Origin of the sequence: Sphingopyxis sp. YF1, assembly GCF_022701295.1 — a bacterium.
In the GTDB taxonomy this organism is placed as follows: domain Bacteria; phylum Pseudomonadota; class Alphaproteobacteria; order Sphingomonadales; family Sphingomonadaceae; genus Sphingopyxis.
The window spans coordinates 3698634-3714680 of sequence record NZ_CP033204.1 but is presented as its reverse complement, the minus strand read 5'-3'; the positions used below and the strand labels follow the sequence as shown (position 1 = coordinate 3714680).

Genomic DNA, 16047 nt, shown 5'->3' with positions numbered 1-16047 from the left:
CGCTGCTTCGGGCCGATCGTTGCGCTTAACCTGTCCGGCCGGAAATCCAAAGCGCATGGAGCGCATCGACATCGCCGCTCGTCAACAGCGGCATTGCATCCCGCAACCGCTCCTCCGGCCAGTCCCACCAGCCCATTTCGAGCAACAGGGCGATGCGCCGGTCGTCGAAGCGCTTGCGGATCGGGGCGGCAGGGTTGCCGCCGACGATCGTGTAGGGGGCGACGTCGCGTGTCACCACCGCGCGCGTGCCGATGACGGCGCCGTCGCCGATGCGGACGCCCGGCATGACGACGGCTTCCGACCCGATCCAGACATCATGGCCGACCACGGTGTCGCCCGCGGGCAGATAGCCGTTCTGTGCTCCTGCAAAGGCGGCGACCTCGGGCATCCAGAAAAAGGGAAAGGTGCTGATCCACTCGTTTCGGTGGCCCTGATTGCCGGCCATGATGAAAGCCGCGCCCGATCCGATCGAGCAGAAACTGCCGATGATCAGCTGGTCGCCCCCTTCGTCGGGAAGGATGAAACGCGCGCAATCGTCGAAGCTGTGTCCGTGATAATAGCCCGAATAATAGCTGAAGCGTCCGACCCGGATGTTCGGCTGCGTTACCTGCTTGTCGAGCGTCACCCCTTTGAAGGGGCTTTCGAAAAAATTTGTCATGATGGGTACCTGCTGCATTGCCCGCGGCAAGCCGCCGACGGGATGAAGGCAAAACTTGCCGCAGGACGCGGCCGGTGCGGCGCGCCCGTTCGGTTCCTCGCGTTAGCGCGGGAACCCGATGCAGGTGGTACAGGGGGCGGACTTCATCGGTGCCAAGCCTATATCGCGGCGGACGTTATGGCAATGCGCGGGACGCCGATGGGCGGGTTCGGGATTATCCCCGAAGCACCGCCCCCGCTTTCGCCGCAGCTGCCACGACCTTATCCGCCACCGCCTTCAGCTCGGCCTCGGTGAAGCTTTTCTCGGCCGGTTGCAGCACGACTTCGACCGCCAGGCTGACCTGTCCTTCGGGCACGCCCGCCCCCGCGAAGCGGTCGAACAGGCGTGCGTCGATGATCAGCGCCTTGTCGGCGCCCTTCACCGCGCGCACCAGATCGGCGGCAGACAGGCTGTCGGGCGCGAGGAACGCGAAGTCCCGGCGCACCGGTTGCAGCGCGGGCGGGGTGAAGGCGCTGCGCGCCGGGCCGCTCGCGCGCTTCGCGGGAATCGCATCAAGGAAGATCTGCACTGCCATCACTGCGCCGTCGACGTCATAATGACGCGCGAGCGAAGGGTGCAGCGCGCCGAATTCGGCGAGCACCGCCTTGGGGCCGAGCCGCAGCGTCGCGGCCTGCCCGGGGTGCCAGACCCCGGCTTCGGCAACCGGCTCCATCACCTGCAAGCGGTCGGCGGGCGCACCCGCGGCGTCGAGCAGCGCCAGCGCCGCGGCCTTGGCGTCGAAGGCGTCGAAACCCGCCGCCTTGCCCGCTTGCCAGCCGCGCTCGCTGCGGTCGCCCGCCATCACGATGCACAGCGTCGGACGCTCGGCATCGCTCAGGTAACGGCGCCCGATCTCGAACAGACGGATGCTCTCCGCCCCACGCTTCTGGTTGCGCGCCGCCGCGGCGAGCAGCCCGGGCAGCAGCGAGGGGCGCATCACCTTCAGCTCTTCGCTGATCGGATTGGCGAGGCTCCACGCGCCGCCGCCGAAGGGCGCGGCCTCGCGCTCGCTGACGAAGCTCCACGTCACCGCTTCATGATAACCCGCCGCCGCAGCAGCGCGGCGCAGCCGGCGTTCGAGCATCTGCTCGGCGGTCGCGGTCGGCTTGGCGACGCCGTCTGTGCGCGGCAACGCGACCGATGCGATCGCGTCGAAGCCGATGATGCGCGTGACTTCCTCGACGATGTCGGGCGCGGCGTCGATATCGCGGCGCCAGCTCGGCACCGCGATGCGCCAGGGACTGCCCTCGGTGATGCCGAAACCCAGCGATTCGAGGATCGCGCGCTGCTTCGCCGGCTCGATCGCGATGCCGCCGAGTGTCGCCGACAGCGCCGGGTCATAGTCGACCGTCTTGGTCGCCAGCGGCGGTTCGCCCGCGCGCGCCATTGCCGACGGGGTGCCGCCGCAAATGTCGAGAACCAACTGCGTCACGATTGCGGTTGCATCATCGAGGAACGCCGGGTCGACCCCGCGCTCGAACCGGCTGCGCGCGTCGCTGGTCAGTGCGAGCGCTTGGCCCGTCAGCGCGATGCGTTCGGGGGTGAAATAGGCGATTTCGACGAGCACATCGGTCGTCGTTTCGCTGCACCCGCTATGCTCGCCGCCCATGATGCCGGCGATATCGTGGACGCCGCTGTCGTCGGCGATCACCGTCATGTCGCCTGCGAGCGTATAGTCTTTGCCGTTCAACGCGGTGACGGTTTCGCCGTCCGTCGCGCGGCGCGCGACGAGCGCGCCGGTCAGCTTGGCGCGATCATAGATATGGCTCGGGCGGCCGAGGTCGAACATCACATAATTGCTGATGTCGACGAGCGCCGAGATCGAACGCTGCCCGATCGCGTCGAGCCGGCGGCGCATCCATTCGGGGGTCGCGACGCTGTTGTCGACCCCTGCGATCGTGCGGCCATAGAAAGCGGGACAGGCGTCGGGCGCGTCGGTGCGGATTTCGGTCGCGATCGGGCCTTCGCCGGCGATCGCGGGGATCGCGAGCGGCTTCAGCGTGCCGAGCCCCGCGGCGGCGAGGTCGCGTGCGATCCCGCGCACGCCCATGCAATCCTGCCGGTTCGGGGTGATCGAGATGTCGACCACCGGGTCGTTCGCGCCGGCATAATCGGCGAAGGGGGTGCCAATGGGGGCATCGGCGGAAAGCTCGATGATGCCGTCATGGTCGTCGCCGAGCTCGAGTTCGCGCGTCGAACACATCATGCCGTTCGACGTGACCCCGCGCACCGCGGCGACCTTCAGTTCCATGCCGTTCGCCGGCACCACCGCGCCGGGCAGGCCGAGCACGCCGACCAGCCCCGCGCGCGCATTCGGCGCGCCGCAAACGACGGTCAGCGGCTCGCCGCCGTCGCCGGTGTCGACGGTCAGCACCTGCAATTTGTCGGCCTGCGGGTGCTTGTCGGCGGTCAGCACCTTGGCGACGCGGAAGCCGGCGAGCTTCTCGGCCGGATTCTCGACGCCTTCGACCTCGTGGCCGATGCGGTTCAGCGTCGCGACGACATCGGCGACGCCATAGTCGCCTTCCAAATGTTCGCGGAGCCAGTCGAGGGTGATCTTCATGCCGAAATCCCCCCGCTGAGCGTGGGCACGCTCAGCGCGCCGAACCCGTAGTGCGACAACCAGCGCAGATCGCCGTCGAAGAAGGCGCGCAAATCGTCCATGCCATATTTGAGCATCGCGAGCCGGTCGACCCCGACCCCGAAGGCGAAGCCCTGCCATTCGTCGGGATCGAGCCCGCAATTGGTGATGACGCGGCGGTTGACCATACCGCTGCCGAGCAGTTCCATCCACGCATGGCCGTCGTCATCGCCGTTGCCGCCGACGATTCTCCTGCCCTTTTCTTGGCGGTAGCCGACGTCGACCTCGGCCGAGGGTTCGGTGAAGGGGAAATAGGAGGGGCGCAGGCGCAGCACGATGTCATCGGTCTCGAAATAGGCCTTGAGGAAGGTTTCGAGCGTCCATTTGAGGTGCCCCATATGAATGCCGCGGTCGATGACGAGACCTTCGACCTGGTGGAACATCGGCGTGTGCGTCGCGTCGCTGTCGCTGCGATAGACGCGGCCGGGGGCTATGATCCTGATCGGCGGCTCTTTTTCCATCATCGTGCGGATCTGCACCGGCGAAGTGTGGGTGCGCAGCAGCATACGCTGCGCGGCACCTTCGCCAACTTCGGGGAAATAGAAAGTGTCGTGCATCGCGCGTGCCGGATGCGTCTCGGGAATGTTGAGCGCGGTGAAATTGTGCCAGTCGTCCTCGATCTCGGGGCCTGTCGCGACCGCGAAACCCATGTCGGCGAAGATTTCGGCCAGCTCGTCCATCACCTGGCTCACCGGATGCACGCTGCCGCGCGGGCTCGCGGCCGCGGGGAGCGTCATGTCGAGCTTTTCGCCCGCGAGCTTCGCTTCGAGCGCGGCGCCTTCGAGCGCCGCCTTGCGCTCCGCCAGCGCCGCGGTGACGCTTTCGCGCAGCGTGTGGATTTGCGGGCCGACCGTCTGCCGTTCTTCGGGGGTCATGCCACCGAGCGTCTTGAGCAGCCCGGTGATGCGGCCCGCCTTGCCGAGCGCGCCGACGCGCAGCGCCTCGAGCGCGTCGAGATCGGTCGCGGCGGCGATCGCGCCGGTCAACTCGGCCTGCATGGCCTGGTAATCGCTCATTGTCGGTCTTCCTGCGGCGGCGGACATGCCACGCTTTATTGCGGCGCCGCTTGCACCGAACGGGGCGCACCGGTCAACCCCGAAGGGCCGCAATTGCGCTCAGCTTGCGGGCTTGTGAAGCCCCTGCACCGCCGCTCCCGCTGCGGCGGCGCGTGCGCGCGCGGCGGCGCCAAGGATCGGCTTGGGCCGTGCCGCATAGGCGCGCGGGCTCATCCCCATGAAGCGCCTGAAATCGCGAGTGAACTGCGCCTGATCATAATAGTGATAATCGAGCGTATCGATCCACGCCATCGACGGATCGAGCATGAAGCGCGCGAGGCTGCGCAGGAAGCGCTGGCGACGGATGAGCAATTTGGGCGGGAAGCCAAAGGCGCGCAGGCTGAGACGCTCGGTCGAGCGCTCGGACAGGCCGAGCTTGTCGGCGAGTTCGCCGACGCTGGAAAGATCGTCGTCGACGAGGGCGCTGTGCGCGGCGAGGATCGCCGGGTCGTCGTGCGGGGCGCCGCCCAGCAGTCCGGTGAAATGATCGTCGATGGCCTGCGCTGCCGCTTCGACGTCGTTGGCGCCGCGCAATTGCTCGGCCAGCGGGGCGAAAACGGCAAAGGCCGGATGGGTGGCTGCGTCGCAAAAGCGGTCGGCGAGCGTTTCGGCGGGAAGGGCGAAGAATTTCGCCCAGCCCATCGGCAAGATGCCGATCCCCCAGGTGCGCATGCTGCCGACCGAAAAATAGGTCGCCTTGCTCGTCGGACCGGTGACGTTGAAGGCAGGGGCGGGGGCAACGGGATCGTTGCCGATCGCGCTGAAGGTCGTGTCACCTTCGATGAACCGCATGTTCGCCCATTCGGGATGGAGATAGTCCTCGATACGCACTCCCGGCGGCGCTTCGACTTCGGTCAGGTAGATGATGCTCGAATAGGGGCGCAGCGTGGCGGACACGGGAAAGAAGCGCGTCGCCACGCGCACGTCGGCACCTTGCCTCGAATGACTGGCCTCATCCGACATGACATTGTGTCCTTGCGGACACAGGCGCAAAAAACAACAGCCTAAGCGCTTTGCGTGTCGGGTTTCTACAATTTTTGGGAGTGTGGCGCAGCGATATGTCGCCGCGTGGGATCTTCCACCGTGCCGGCGGCTTTCTGCGACCCACGGCTACTCGGTTCGGAGGGAGGGGGGCGATGTATCGGTCACGATCATCGCCGGAACGGCGCGAAGGGGGACCTTCGCGTCGTTCCTGTTTCCAGCGAAGGAAAAAAGGGCGGTCCCTCGCGGGACCGCCCTTTTTGCTTTTCAGCAATGGCGCCGAAAGGCTCAGGCTGCCTTGGGCAGCGCCGCCTTCGCCTGTGCGATGATGGCGGTGAAGACGCCGCCTTCGTTCATCGCGAGGTCGGCCATGACCTTCCGGTCGAGTTCGATCCCGGCCAGCTTCACGCCGTGCATGAACTGCGAGTAGGTCAGGCCTTCGGCGCGGACGGCAGCGTTGATACGCTGGATCCAGAGGGCGCGGAAGGTCCGCTTCTTCACCTTGCGATCGCGATAGGCGTATTGGCCGGCCTTTTCGACGGCCTGCTTGGCGACACGGATGGTGTTCTTGCGACGGCCGTAATAGCCCTTCGCCTGCGCCAGAATCCGCTTGTGCTTGGCGTGCGTGGTGGTGCCGCGTTTGATGCGTGACATTGCCTAGCGCTCCTTACTTCAGGCCGTACGGCGCCCAGAGGCGCACATGGGCCACGTCCGAATCGCTGAGCACGCTGGTGCCGCGGTTGGTGCGGATATACTTCGAATTGTGCGAAATCAGGCGGTGGCGCTTGCCGGCAACGCCGTGCTTCACCTTGCCCGAGGCGGTGAATTTGAAGCGTTTCTTCACACCGCTCTTGGTCTTCAGCTTGGGCATTTTCGTCTCCTTGTTTTGCGACGATATCGACCGGCCCTGGCAGCCCTGACAGCCAGGCAGGTCATCTACACTATCGTGCGAAGGCGCGCGCCTAACCGGATTCGTGCGGAAATGCAAGAATGTTCCGGGGCGGCGGCGGATCGGGTAGAAGGCGAGCCTGTCTCGTTTGCGGGAGTGAGTCGCATGACCGAGCAATATTGCGCGATGCCGGGTGTTGTGCCGCATCTGACGATCGGCGGCAACCGCGCCGCCGAAGCGATCGATTTCTACGCGCGCGCGTTCGGCGCAACCGAGAGCGGGCGCCATCTGGCCGAAGACGGACGGCGCATCATGCACGCGCATCTCGAACTCAACGGCGGGCCGCTGATGCTCAACGATGATTTTCCGGAAATGGGCGACGGCAGCGGTGCGCCCGCGCCCGCGGGGGTGGGCCTCCATCTCGACGTGCCCGATGCCGATGCGGCGTGGGCCCGGGCACTGGCGGCAGGAGCCTTGGTTCGTTTCCCGCTCGACAATCAATTCTGGGGCCAGCGCTATGGCCAGGTTACCGATCCGTTCGGTCATGTCTGGTCGATCGGCGGGCCGGTGACCGGATAGGCAAGCGAAGGGGCGGGACCCTGAGGCCCCGCTCCCCCCGCAAAATGGTTTAGAAGCGTACGCCCAGCGCGACGCCGGCGTGACGGCGCTGGAAGTTGATCCCGCCGATGCGGCCGTTGTCGCCATAGCCGAATTCGACGCGGCCATAGAATTGCTCGCCGAAGCCGTGCTCGTAGCCGATCGCGCCCTGGAAACCCGAACCGCTTTCAGTGGCGCGGAGCACGCCGCTCTGCGCTTCGACGCGCAGCTTGGCATAGCCGACCTTGCCGTAGATCTGGCCCTTTGACCCGATCGCATAGCCGAGGTGCAGGCCTGCGCCGAGATTGTCCTTGACCTTCAGCGTGTCGACGCCGTCGCTGGCTTCGACCGACGATTTTTCGAAGGTGACATAGGGGCCGACGACGAACGACGAACCCGCCGCGATGTCGAAGCCCACTTCGCCGCCGAACGCGACTGCGCTGCCGACCTTGTAGACGTCGTCATCTTCCACAATGCTGCTGACCGTCGGCGTTTCATAGACGGCGCGCACCTCGGCACGGAAACCCGCCTTGGCATTGCTTTCGCCTTCGTCCTGCGCGAATGCGGGCGAAGCAAAGCCGACCGCACAGATCGCGGCCACAATCGTTTTTTTCACGAATACCCCCTGTTTAGAAGACGCTGGGTCCAGCGTCGGGGGCGCCGATATCAGTTTCGAAGCGACTGTAAAGCTGGAAACCAGCCAAAGCGGTTGCGTTCACGGGCCGGTGCCGCCGACCCTGTGGATCGTGATGGTTCGCGCGAACCGTTGCAGCATGTCGCCTGGCGGGGACAAAAGCTGCGATTCGGCTTGTCTCGTCAGTGGTGGCAGGCGAGTCCCTCGACTACATCCTCAAGTCGCGCGGGATCGCCGAGCGCGATGACATGCCCGTCGCTCTCGCTGTGCAGGGGGTCGCCGTTCCAGTCGCACATCGTTCCGCCCGCGCCCTCGACCACCGGTACCAGAGCCGCATAATCATGGAGCTTGAGTCCTGCCTCGACCACCAGGTCGACATGTCCGCTCGCGACCAGCCCGTAATTATAGCAGTCGCCGCCGAAAATCAGGCGCTTGTGCGCGGTCTGCGCCGCAAGCGCCATGAAATGCTCGCCGTCGTGATCGCTGAAATATTGGGGGCCAGTGGTGGCGAGTACCGCGTCGGCGAGGCTGCGGCAGGCCCGGGTCGTGGCAGGTTTGCCGTTGAACAGGGTCGGCCGGCCGGTCACGCCGACCCACCGTTCGCCGACAATCGGCTGGTCGATGATGCCGAGCACCGGCCAACCGTCCTGGAGCAGTGCGATCAGCGTGCCGAAAATCGGACGCCCGGCCATGAAGCTGACGGTGCCGTCGATCGGGTCGAGCACCCATTGGCGGCTCGCATCGGCGCGTTCGCTGCCATATTCCTCGCCGATGATGCCATCACGCGGAGCTTCGGCATCCAGCAGGCGGCGCATCGCCGCCTCGGCGGCGCGGTCGGCTTCGGTCACCGGCGACGCGTCGTCCTTGGCCTCGTGCGTCCAGGCGGCGCGAAAGAGCGGGCGGATGGCGGCGCCGGCGGCGTCGGCGAGGCGATGGGCGAGGGCGATGTCGTCAGCGCGCATTGGGGCTCCGGTGGGTCATGATGCAAGAGGCGGGAGCCGGGCCATGCCGATCGCCGGGGCGCTTGTCATCCGCCAATGTCGTGTTGGCGGACGACATCAGAGCAACCAGTCGATCGGCAAGTGCGACAGCAGCCAGACGGAGGCGCGGTTCCACGCCGTGGTTCCGGGCTCGGTCGCAAGCACTTCCTGCTTTCCATGTTTCGTGTCGATCCATTGTACTTGGCCCTTCGGCGACAGGGTGACGGCGTAGCTGTGATCGGACAGGCGCTGGCGCAACCCGTCGGCGACCAATCCTGCCAGATAGGGGCTGTCGATCAGGAAACCCATTTCGCAATTGAGTTCGGCCGAGCGCGGGTCGAAATTGAATGAGCCGACGAACAGCCGTCGGCGGTCGACGACGAAGGTCTTGGCGTGCAGGCTTTCGCCGCCGCCGCTGAAGCGGGTGGCGCTGTGCTCCGCGGGTTCGGCAGGTTCGGTTCGGTCTTGCGTGCCCGGGCGAACCTCGAACAATTGCACGCCCGCGTCGAGCAGCGGCTTGCGTTTCTTGATATATCCGGCGTGGACCAGCGGCACATCGGTCACCGCAAAGCTGTTCGTGACGACCAGCGTGTCGACCCCGCGCCGGGCGAGTCCGGTCAACAGCCCGGTGCCCAGATCGGCCGGCACGAAATAGCCCGACACCAGGTCGAAGCTGTCCTGTGCCTCGGCGATCGCGGGTTTCAGCCGGTTGACGAGCAGCGATTCGGGCGGTTCGGCACCCAGCGCCTTGGCGGGATCGTCGCTGAACAATTGCACCCCGGTCCATTGCCAGTTCAGCGTCTGTGTCATGGCATCCTGGATGAAGGCGGTCTGGGCGATGGCCTGGCGATATTGGCGGCCGCGTGCGCTGTTCGATTCAGGGGGATTGCGTAGCGCGGCGAGAGGGATGGCGCGACCGGCGGGGATCAGCAGTTCGGCGGGGTAGGCCGAGCGGCTGTTCCAATAGCGGTCGAACTGCGCGGACACCTCGGGCAATACGGCGCCGATCGCCAGCGCGTCCATATCGATGAACAATCCATCCTGCTCGGCGCCGAAATATTCGTCCCCGACATTGCGCCCCCCGACGATCGTCACCGCGCCGTCGATGGTCAGCGACTTGTTGTGCATCCGCCGGTTGAGGCGCGGGAAGGCGAAGAGATAGTTGGCGGCGCGGACCCGTCGCACGCTCAGCGGGTTGAACAAGCGGACCTCGATCTGGGGATGGGCATTGGCTCCCGCGAGCAGCGGGTCGAGCCCCGCCGTCGTGTTGTCGTCGATCAGCAGGCGGACGCGAACTCCGCGGTCGGCGGCCTTGACCAGCTCGGCGAGCAGGAGCCGTCCCGACAGATCGTCGTTCCAGATATAATATTGCAGGTCGACCGACCGCTCGGCCGCGCGAATCATCTCGACGCGCGCGGCAAAGGCGTCGAGCGCGTCGGGCAGCAGATATATCCCGCTCTGCCCCGGATGCTGCGCCGACACGGGGGCGATCGCTGCCGCGACGGCGGCGGCCGGATCGGAAATTGCTTCGCTGCTCCGTCGGCCGTCGAGCGACGGCAGCGGGAAGGCGAGCCACAGCACCAGTGCGAGCAGTACGAAGCTTCCGGTCGCAAAGACCAGCGCCGTCAGCATGCGCCGGACGAACCGGCGCCGGCGCGGTGATCGCTGGTCAGGCAATCTGCATTCCGTCTGCCATCGCGGTGCCCCATGTCATGCCTTCCTCGTCCCAAGTCTGGGCGCAAAGCGACGGCAAGGCAATGCGGCGCGCGCGACCTCAGTCGAACAGGCTGCTGACCGAACTTTCGTCGGCGATGCGCTTGATCGCTTCGCCCAGCAGCGGGGCGACGGTCAGCGCACGGACCTTGCCGCTGTCGTTGACGGCGTCGGTCGGCTGGATCGAGTCGGTGATGACGAGTTCGGTGAGCTCGCTCGCGTCGACGCGTGCGACCGCGCCGCCCGACAGGACGCCGTGGGTGCAATAAGCGACGACGCCTTCGGCGCCCGCCGCCTTCAGCGCTGCGGCGGCGTTGCAAAGCGTGCCGGCCGAATCGACGATATCGTCGATCAGGATGCAAAAGCGCCCCTTCACGTCGCCGATGATGTTCATCACTTCCGATTCGCCGGCGCGTTCGCGGCGCTTGTCGACGATCGCCAGCGGTGCGTTGTCGAGGCGCTTGGCGAGCGCGCGGGCGCGAACCACGCCGCCGACGTCGGGCGATACGACCATCAGATTCTTGCCGCCGAAACGCGCCTGGATGTCGGCGCTCATCACCGGCGCGGCGTAGAGATTGTCGGTCGGGATATCGAAGAAGCCCTGAATCTGCCCGGCGTGCAGGTCGATCGCGAGCACGCGGTCGGCGCCCGAGGTGGTGATCAGGTTCGCGACGAGCTTGGCCGAGATCGGCGTGCGCGGCCCGGGTTTACGGTCCTGCCGGGCATAGCCGAAATAGGGAACGACCGCAGTGATGCGCTTAGCCGAGGCGCGCCGCAGCGCGTCGTTGATGATCAGAAGTTCCATCAGATTGTCGTTCGCCGGAAAATTGGTCGGCTGCACGACGAAGACGTCCTGGCCGCGGACATTCTCATGGATCTCGACGAAGACTTCCTCGTCAGCGAAGCGGCGGACGCTGGTATCGGTCAGCGGCAGCTCGAGATAATCGGCGATGGCGCGGGCCAGCGGCAGATTGCTGTTGCCGGAGATGAGTTTCATGGGGTGCAAGGCCCTTTCGCGCGGTTGGGATTGCGCGCCCCCTTAGCCAGCGAAGGCGAGGAGGGGAAGGGTCATCTTGCGTTGCCCTGTGCCCGGCCCTCCGTGTCGCAGCAGCAGGAACGTCCCGGGCCGCCGAATGCCGGCGGGGGTTCGACCCATCCCGGCGGATAGGGCGTATAATAGTCGGCGCCGCGCCGGTCGCAGGGAAGCCAGCGGGGTTCGTTGCCGCTAAGCGCCCATTCGGGCAGCCAGCACACTTCTCCATCGACACTGCCGAGCGCATAGCCGTCACGTCGATCGAGAATCTCGAAGCGGTGCCGATGTTCTACGGCGGGCGGCATGGCGCTGCCGCGAAAGCGGTTCAGTTTTTCGCGGCGCGGCGTCTGGCCGGGGAATTCGCGGCAACGCATCCATTCGACCGCGACAAAGCGGGGCTCGCCCCCGGCTTGGACGAGCGCCTGAAAGGCGCGGGTGTCGCTTCGCACATGAAAATAAACGGCGGCAAAGGCGGCTGCGATCGCTACCAGAATTGCCGCGTCACGCCCTCGCTTGTCCCGCCTAGCCATGCGCAACCCCTTCCGCTTGGTTCAGGTGCCAGATGTCCGGGCAAGTCTGCAAGATTGCAATCGTGCCCGTCCGGCTTATGGCTCGATCCATGAGCAACACGGCCAAGCTGACCATCGTCCTTTCCCAGATGACGCAGGCGGTCGGCGATCTTGCCGCCAACGCCGCTGCGATGCGCGCGGTGCGGGCGCGGCATCGCGATGCAGACCTCATCCTCTATCCCGAACTCCAGTTGATCGGCTATCCGCCCGAGGATCTGGTGCTCAAGCCCGCGCTCGCTGAACGCGCCGCGACGATGCTCGACGCGCTGGCGGCGGACACGGCCGACGGCGGCCCCGCGATGCTGGTGGGATCGGTCGAGAGCGATGGCGCAAACCTCTACAATATTGTCGCTTTGCTTGACGGTGGCCGGATCGTTGCGACGCGCCGGAAGCACGAACTTCCCAATTACGGCACCTTCGACGAAAAGCGTGTCTTCGCCGCAGGCCCGTTGCCCGATGTGGTCGAATGGCGCGGGGTGAAGCTCGGTCTGCCGATCTGCGAGGACGGCTGGCTCCCTGCCGTGAGCGCGCATCTCGCCGCGCAGGGTGCCGAACTGCTGATCTCGGTCAATGGCAGCCCCTATGAGATCGACAAGGACGAGCGGCGGCTGAGCAAGGTGTTCGCGGCACGGGTGGCCGAAACGAAGCTGCCGCTGATCTTTCTCAACCGCGTCGGGGGGCAGGACGAACTGGTCTTCGATGGCTGTTCGTTCGTGCTGAACCGCGACGGACAGGCGGCGCACCGCTTGACCGACTGGGATGAAGAGGAGCGCGTCACCCACTGGGCTGTCGACGCTGGCGGCTGGCGCTGCGCCGAGGGTGCCATCGCGGCATGGGAGGATCATCCTGCCGATATCTACAGCGCGATGATCCTGTCCTTGCGCGACTATGTCGAACGCAACGGCTTTCCCGGCGTCGTGCTCGGCCTGTCGGGCGGGATCGATTCGGCAATCTGCGCTGCGATCGCCGCCGACGCGCTCGGCCCCGACAAGGTCTGGTGCGTGATGCTGCCGAGCCGCTTCACCAGCCAGGAAAGCCTCGACGACGCGGCGGGCTGCGCGGCGATGACCGGATGCCGGCTCGACACTATCCCGATCGTCCCGGCGGTCGAGGCCTTCGACGCGATGCTCGCGGGCAGCTTCGCCGACCGCGACGTCGACATCACCGAGGAAAATGTCCAGTCGCGTATCCGCGGCGTAACCCTGATGGCCCTGAGCAACAAGTTCGCTCCGATGCTGCTGACAACCGGCAACAAGAGCGAGATGAGCGTCGGCTACGCGACCATCTACGGCGATATGGCGGGCGGCTACAACCCGCTCAAGGACGCGTACAAGACGACCGTCTTCGCGCTGGCCGCCTGGCGCAACGCGAACGTCCCGCGCCTCTCGCGCAATCGGGTGACGCCGGTGATGCCCGGACGTATCATCACGAAACCACCGAGCGCCGAACTGCGTCCGGACCAGAAGGATGAGGACAGCCTTCCGCCTTACGCGGACCTCGACCGCATGCTCCACATGCTCGTCGAAGAGGAAGCGAGTGTCGACGATGTCGTCGCGAAATACGGCTTTGACCGAGACGTGGTGGCACGGATCGAGCGCTTGCTGATGCTCGCCGAATACAAGCGGCGTCAGGCGCCGCCGGGGGTCAAGCTCTCGACACGCAATTTCGGGCGCGACCGGCGCTATCCGATCACCCACGGATTCCGGACCGGGTGATCCAAAAGGGCGAGGGCGGGGCTGTGACCCGAGCGGCGCAACCGGATAGCTATCGCCATCCAACCCCGCATGGGGCTATAGGCGCGCGCCATGACAGTTGTGACCCGCTTCGCCCCTTCGCCGACCGGAACCCTCCATGTCGGCAATGTCCGCACCGCGCTCCACAACTGGCTGTGGGCGCGAAAACATGGTGGGCGCTTTCTGCTGCGCATCGACGACACCGACCTTGAGCGCTCGAAAGAGGAATATGTCGATGCGATCCGCGCCGACCTGGCGTGGCTGGGCTTTGATGTCGATGGCGAGGAGCGCCAGTCGGCGCGCTTTGCGCAGTATGAGCGCGAGTTTGCGAAGCTGAAGGCGGTGGGGCGCGTCTATGCCTGTTACGAGACGCCGGAGGAGCTCGATATCCGCCGCAAGATCCTGCTCTCGCGTGGGCTGCCCCCGGTTTACGAGCGCAAGCCGGCCGATGCCCCGGTGCCCGAGGGCGTGGCGCCGCACTGGCGCTTTCGCCTCGATCATGATGCGCCGATCGCATGGGCTGACATGGTGCGCGGCAACCAGCATTTCGATCCGAAAACCATGTCCGACCCGGTGGTGCGCCGCGCCGACGGCAGCTGGCTCTATCTTTTGCCGAGTGTGATCGACGATATCGATATGGCGATCACCCATGTTGTGCGAGGCGAGGATCATGTGTCGAACACCGCGACGCAGATCCAGATGTTCGAGGCGCTCGGTGCGGCGCCCCCCGCGTTCGCGCACGAGGCGCTGCTCGTCGGGACCGAGGGTAAATTGTCGAAGCGACTCGGTTCGCTCGGCATGGAAGCCCTGCGCGACGCGGGGATCGAGCCGGTCGCACTCGCGGCGATGCTCGCGCGATTGGGGACGAGTGACCCGGTCGAACCGGTGACTTCGCTGAAGCCGCTGATCGAAAGCATCGATTTTTCGCGCTTCGGCCGCGCGCCGGCGCGTTTCGACGAGGCCGAGCTGGCGCTGCTCAACCAGAAGATCCTGCATCACACCGATCATGATATGGTCGCGGGCCGGCTGCCCGCTGCGATCACCGCCGCGCGCTGGCACGCGATTCGCCCAAATCTGATGACGGTCGCCGAAGCCGCCGAGTGGGTTGCGGTGTTCGACGGCCCCTTTGCGCCGCCGCCTGCCGATGAAGCCGACCGGGCGGTGATTGCCGCCGCCGCCGCCGCTGCGCCCGCGATCGACTGGGATGCCGACCCGTGGCACGCGCTGACCGGCGCAGTGAAGGCGGCGACGGGAATGAAGGGGCGGGCGCTGTTCCTGCCGCTGCGCCGCGCGCTGACCGGGCGTGATCATGGCCCCGAAATGGCCGAACTCTTGCCGTTGATCGACAAGAGCGCTGCGATTGCGCGGCTGTCGGCGTAGGGCGTCGCGACAGGCGGCAAGGTACTTCCCAGCCGCGGACTCGCGCGGCGCTCCTTGACCTGCGACCGATCGCGCCGGTTCCATGGGTCATGGGGGCGGTGGCGACCCGGCTTGCACCTTGTTCTCGATTGACCGGCGAGCCTCTCCCTTGCCGATCTTGCTGCTTGACAATTGTTGGTATGTTATAATATCTCATTATTTCGACCTGACGAACAAGAGCGATCAGCGCGAGGCGCCGGGTCGCACACGGCAAGGAGAGAGGCCATGACCCTGATTCCCCTGATATCATCGGTGTTTTCGTCACGGCAACCGTACACCGCGCTCGCGCGCGGCGGCTACAACCCCGGTGCCGGGCACCGCCCCGTTGCGGCGGGACTCGCGATCGGGCTGCCCGTCGCGCTGGTGATTGCGGTCGCGCTGTCGCCGATGATCGTCGACCAAAAGCCGAAATCGGACCCGATCATCGGCACGCTGATCAAGGTCGAGAAACCGCGCGAAATTGAACCGGTCCCCGACGCGCCGCTGCCGCGCTCGACGCCACTCGTCGCGCCGAAGCCCCTGGTCGAGACGGCGCCGATCACGGATATCTTCGTTCCCACCGCCGAAAAATTGCCACCGATTCCGGTGACGCCGCTTGCCGGGTCGGGGCCGGCGGTCACGGTCGACCCGCCTGCGCCGCCGCCCAAGCTCGTTCTCGCACAACTCGATCAGCGTCATATCGCGAGTTTTCAGCCCGACTATCCGCTGCGCGAACAGCGTGAGGGAATCGAGGGCGTGGCACGCGTGCGTGTGCTGATCGGCACCGATGGCCGGGTGAAAGCTGTCGAACTCGTCAGTACCGACAGTCCCGGCTTCTTTGATGCGACGAAGAAACGCGCGCTCGCCAAATGGCGTTTCAAGCCTGCGACGCGCGGTGGCGCGCCCGAGGAAAGCTGGAAAGAGATGACGGTGCGCTTCGAAATCCGCAACGCCTGACCGCAGTGATGGGCGGTGCTTCGCACGCTGCCGCCCGTCGCTTTGACTTGACACAAGCGCCGAATCTCGTCATTGGCGCGCGGATATATGGGGGCAGCGCGGAACCGCGCAGCCCTCATTGTTTTTCACACCAACCGCCGGGGCCCCCAGTCCCGCCGCATGTGCCGGAT

General features: G+C 66.0%; 15 protein-coding genes. 4 read left to right on the top strand and 11 right to left on the bottom strand.

All coding sequences use genetic code 11. The annotated features are described in order from the left end of the window. Positions 1-25: 25 nt before the first annotated feature. The 6 genes from catB to rpmI form a co-directional block, all read right to left on the bottom strand. A complete protein-coding gene (gene catB, locus EAO27_RS17885; protein WP_242772784.1) occupies positions 26-658 on the bottom strand; it encodes a type B chloramphenicol O-acetyltransferase in 633 nt (210 codons plus the stop codon). 214 nt (positions 659-872) lie between these two features. Further along, the gene (gene pheT / locus EAO27_RS17880) at positions 873-3260 is read right to left on the bottom strand and encodes a phenylalanine--tRNA ligase subunit beta (RefSeq protein WP_242772781.1); all 2388 of its coding nucleotides are present in this window, start codon (positions 3258-3260) and stop codon (positions 873-875) included. Beyond that, on the bottom strand, positions 3257-4354 hold the full coding sequence (pheS, locus tag EAO27_RS17875; protein ID WP_242772771.1) for a phenylalanine--tRNA ligase subunit alpha: 1098 nt from the start codon (positions 4352-4354) through the stop codon (positions 3257-3259). The genes pheT and pheS overlap by 4 nt, the downstream gene beginning before the upstream one ends. 99 nt (positions 4355-4453) lie before the next feature. Further along, positions 4454-5317 (bottom strand): helix-turn-helix domain-containing protein, encoded by an 864-nt coding sequence (locus EAO27_RS17870; protein ID WP_242772769.1) that lies wholly within the window; start codon positions 5315-5317, stop codon positions 4454-4456. A 345-nt stretch (positions 5318-5662) separates the two neighbouring features. Next, positions 5663-6028, bottom strand: coding sequence for a 50S ribosomal protein L20 (gene rplT / locus EAO27_RS17865; protein WP_242772767.1), 366 nt, complete (start codon positions 6026-6028; stop codon positions 5663-5665). A gap of 13 nt (positions 6029-6041) precedes the next feature. Continuing rightward, entirely contained in the window at positions 6042-6245 is a 204-nt protein-coding gene (gene rpmI, locus EAO27_RS17860; RefSeq protein WP_106000796.1) for a 50S ribosomal protein L35, read from the bottom strand. A gap of 183 nt (positions 6246-6428) precedes the next feature. On the opposite strand from rpmI, the gene EAO27_RS17855 reads away from it, so the two are divergent. Next, the gene (locus EAO27_RS17855; protein WP_242772759.1) at positions 6429-6842 is read left to right on the top strand and encodes a VOC family protein; all 414 of its coding nucleotides are present in this window, start codon (positions 6429-6431) and stop codon (positions 6840-6842) included. 49 nt (positions 6843-6891) lie between these two features. Here EAO27_RS17855 and EAO27_RS17850 read toward each other — a convergent pair whose 3' ends face one another. From EAO27_RS17850 to EAO27_RS17830, 5 genes are all read right to left on the bottom strand, one after another. Next, the gene (locus EAO27_RS17850) at positions 6892-7476 is read right to left on the bottom strand and encodes an outer membrane beta-barrel protein (RefSeq protein WP_242772750.1); all 585 of its coding nucleotides are present in this window, start codon (positions 7474-7476) and stop codon (positions 6892-6894) included. A 200-nt stretch (positions 7477-7676) separates the two neighbouring features. Then, positions 7677-8456, bottom strand: coding sequence for a histidinol-phosphatase (gene hisN / locus EAO27_RS17845; RefSeq protein WP_242772748.1), 780 nt, complete (start codon positions 8454-8456; stop codon positions 7677-7679). A 96-nt stretch (positions 8457-8552) separates the two neighbouring features. Continuing rightward, complete coding sequence (locus tag EAO27_RS17840) at positions 8553-10106, bottom strand: phospholipase D family protein (protein WP_242772736.1); 1554 nt, start codon at positions 10104-10106, stop codon at positions 8553-8555. 142 nt (positions 10107-10248) lie between these two features. Further along, positions 10249-11184, bottom strand: a complete 936-nt coding sequence (locus EAO27_RS17835) for a ribose-phosphate pyrophosphokinase (RefSeq protein ID WP_242772733.1) — start codon at positions 11182-11184, stop codon at positions 10249-10251. Positions 11185-11255: 71 nt separating this feature from the next. Then, a complete protein-coding gene (locus EAO27_RS17830) occupies positions 11256-11669 on the bottom strand; it encodes a YcaO-like family protein (RefSeq protein WP_242772715.1) in 414 nt (137 codons plus the stop codon). Between the two features lie 170 nt (positions 11670-11839). Between EAO27_RS17830 and EAO27_RS17825 the strand changes: the two genes are divergently transcribed. From EAO27_RS17825 to EAO27_RS17815, 3 genes are all read left to right on the top strand, one after another. After that, on the top strand, positions 11840-13504 hold the full coding sequence (locus tag EAO27_RS17825) for an NAD+ synthase (protein ID WP_242772712.1): 1665 nt from the start codon (positions 11840-11842) through the stop codon (positions 13502-13504). Positions 13505-13594: 90 nt separating this feature from the next. Beyond that, a complete protein-coding gene (gene gltX, locus EAO27_RS17820; RefSeq protein WP_242772709.1) occupies positions 13595-14902 on the top strand; it encodes a glutamate--tRNA ligase in 1308 nt (435 codons plus the stop codon). Positions 14903-15166: 264 nt separating this feature from the next. Next, on the top strand, positions 15167-15877 hold the full coding sequence (locus EAO27_RS17815; protein ID WP_242772694.1) for an energy transducer TonB: 711 nt from the start codon (positions 15167-15169) through the stop codon (positions 15875-15877). The last annotated feature ends 170 nt before the right edge of the window (positions 15878-16047 follow it).

Bases quoted from the DNA above. Each gene is read 5' to 3' on its own strand.
- catB (WP_242772784.1), bottom strand. From the start codon at position 658: ATGACAAATTTTTTCGAAAGCCCCTTCAAAGGGGTGACGCTCGACAAG.
- pheT (WP_242772781.1), bottom strand. From the start codon at position 3,260: ATGAAGATCACCCTCGACTGGCTCCGCGAACATTTGGAAGGCGACTAT.
- pheS (WP_242772771.1), bottom strand. From the start codon at position 4,354: ATGAGCGATTACCAGGCCATGCAGGCCGAGTTGACCGGCGCGATCGCC.
- rplT (WP_242772767.1), bottom strand. From the start codon at position 6,028: ATGTCACGCATCAAACGCGGCACCACCACGCACGCCAAGCACAAGCGG.
- rpmI (WP_106000796.1), bottom strand. From the start codon at position 6,245: ATGCCCAAGCTGAAGACCAAGAGCGGTGTGAAGAAACGCTTCAAATTC.
- EAO27_RS17855 (WP_242772759.1), top strand. From the start codon at position 6,429: ATGACCGAGCAATATTGCGCGATGCCGGGTGTTGTGCCGCATCTGACG.
- hisN (WP_242772748.1), bottom strand. From the start codon at position 8,456: ATGCGCGCTGACGACATCGCCCTCGCCCATCGCCTCGCCGACGCCGCC.
- EAO27_RS17840 (WP_242772736.1), bottom strand. From the start codon at position 10,106: ATGCTGACGGCGCTGGTCTTTGCGACCGGAAGCTTCGTACTGCTCGCA.
- EAO27_RS17835 (WP_242772733.1), bottom strand. From the start codon at position 11,184: ATGAAACTCATCTCCGGCAACAGCAATCTGCCGCTGGCCCGCGCCATC.
- EAO27_RS17825 (WP_242772712.1), top strand. From the start codon at position 11,840: ATGAGCAACACGGCCAAGCTGACCATCGTCCTTTCCCAGATGACGCAG.
- gltX (WP_242772709.1), top strand. From the start codon at position 13,595: ATGACAGTTGTGACCCGCTTCGCCCCTTCGCCGACCGGAACCCTCCAT.
- EAO27_RS17815 (WP_242772694.1), top strand. From the start codon at position 15,167: ATGACCCTGATTCCCCTGATATCATCGGTGTTTTCGTCACGGCAACCG.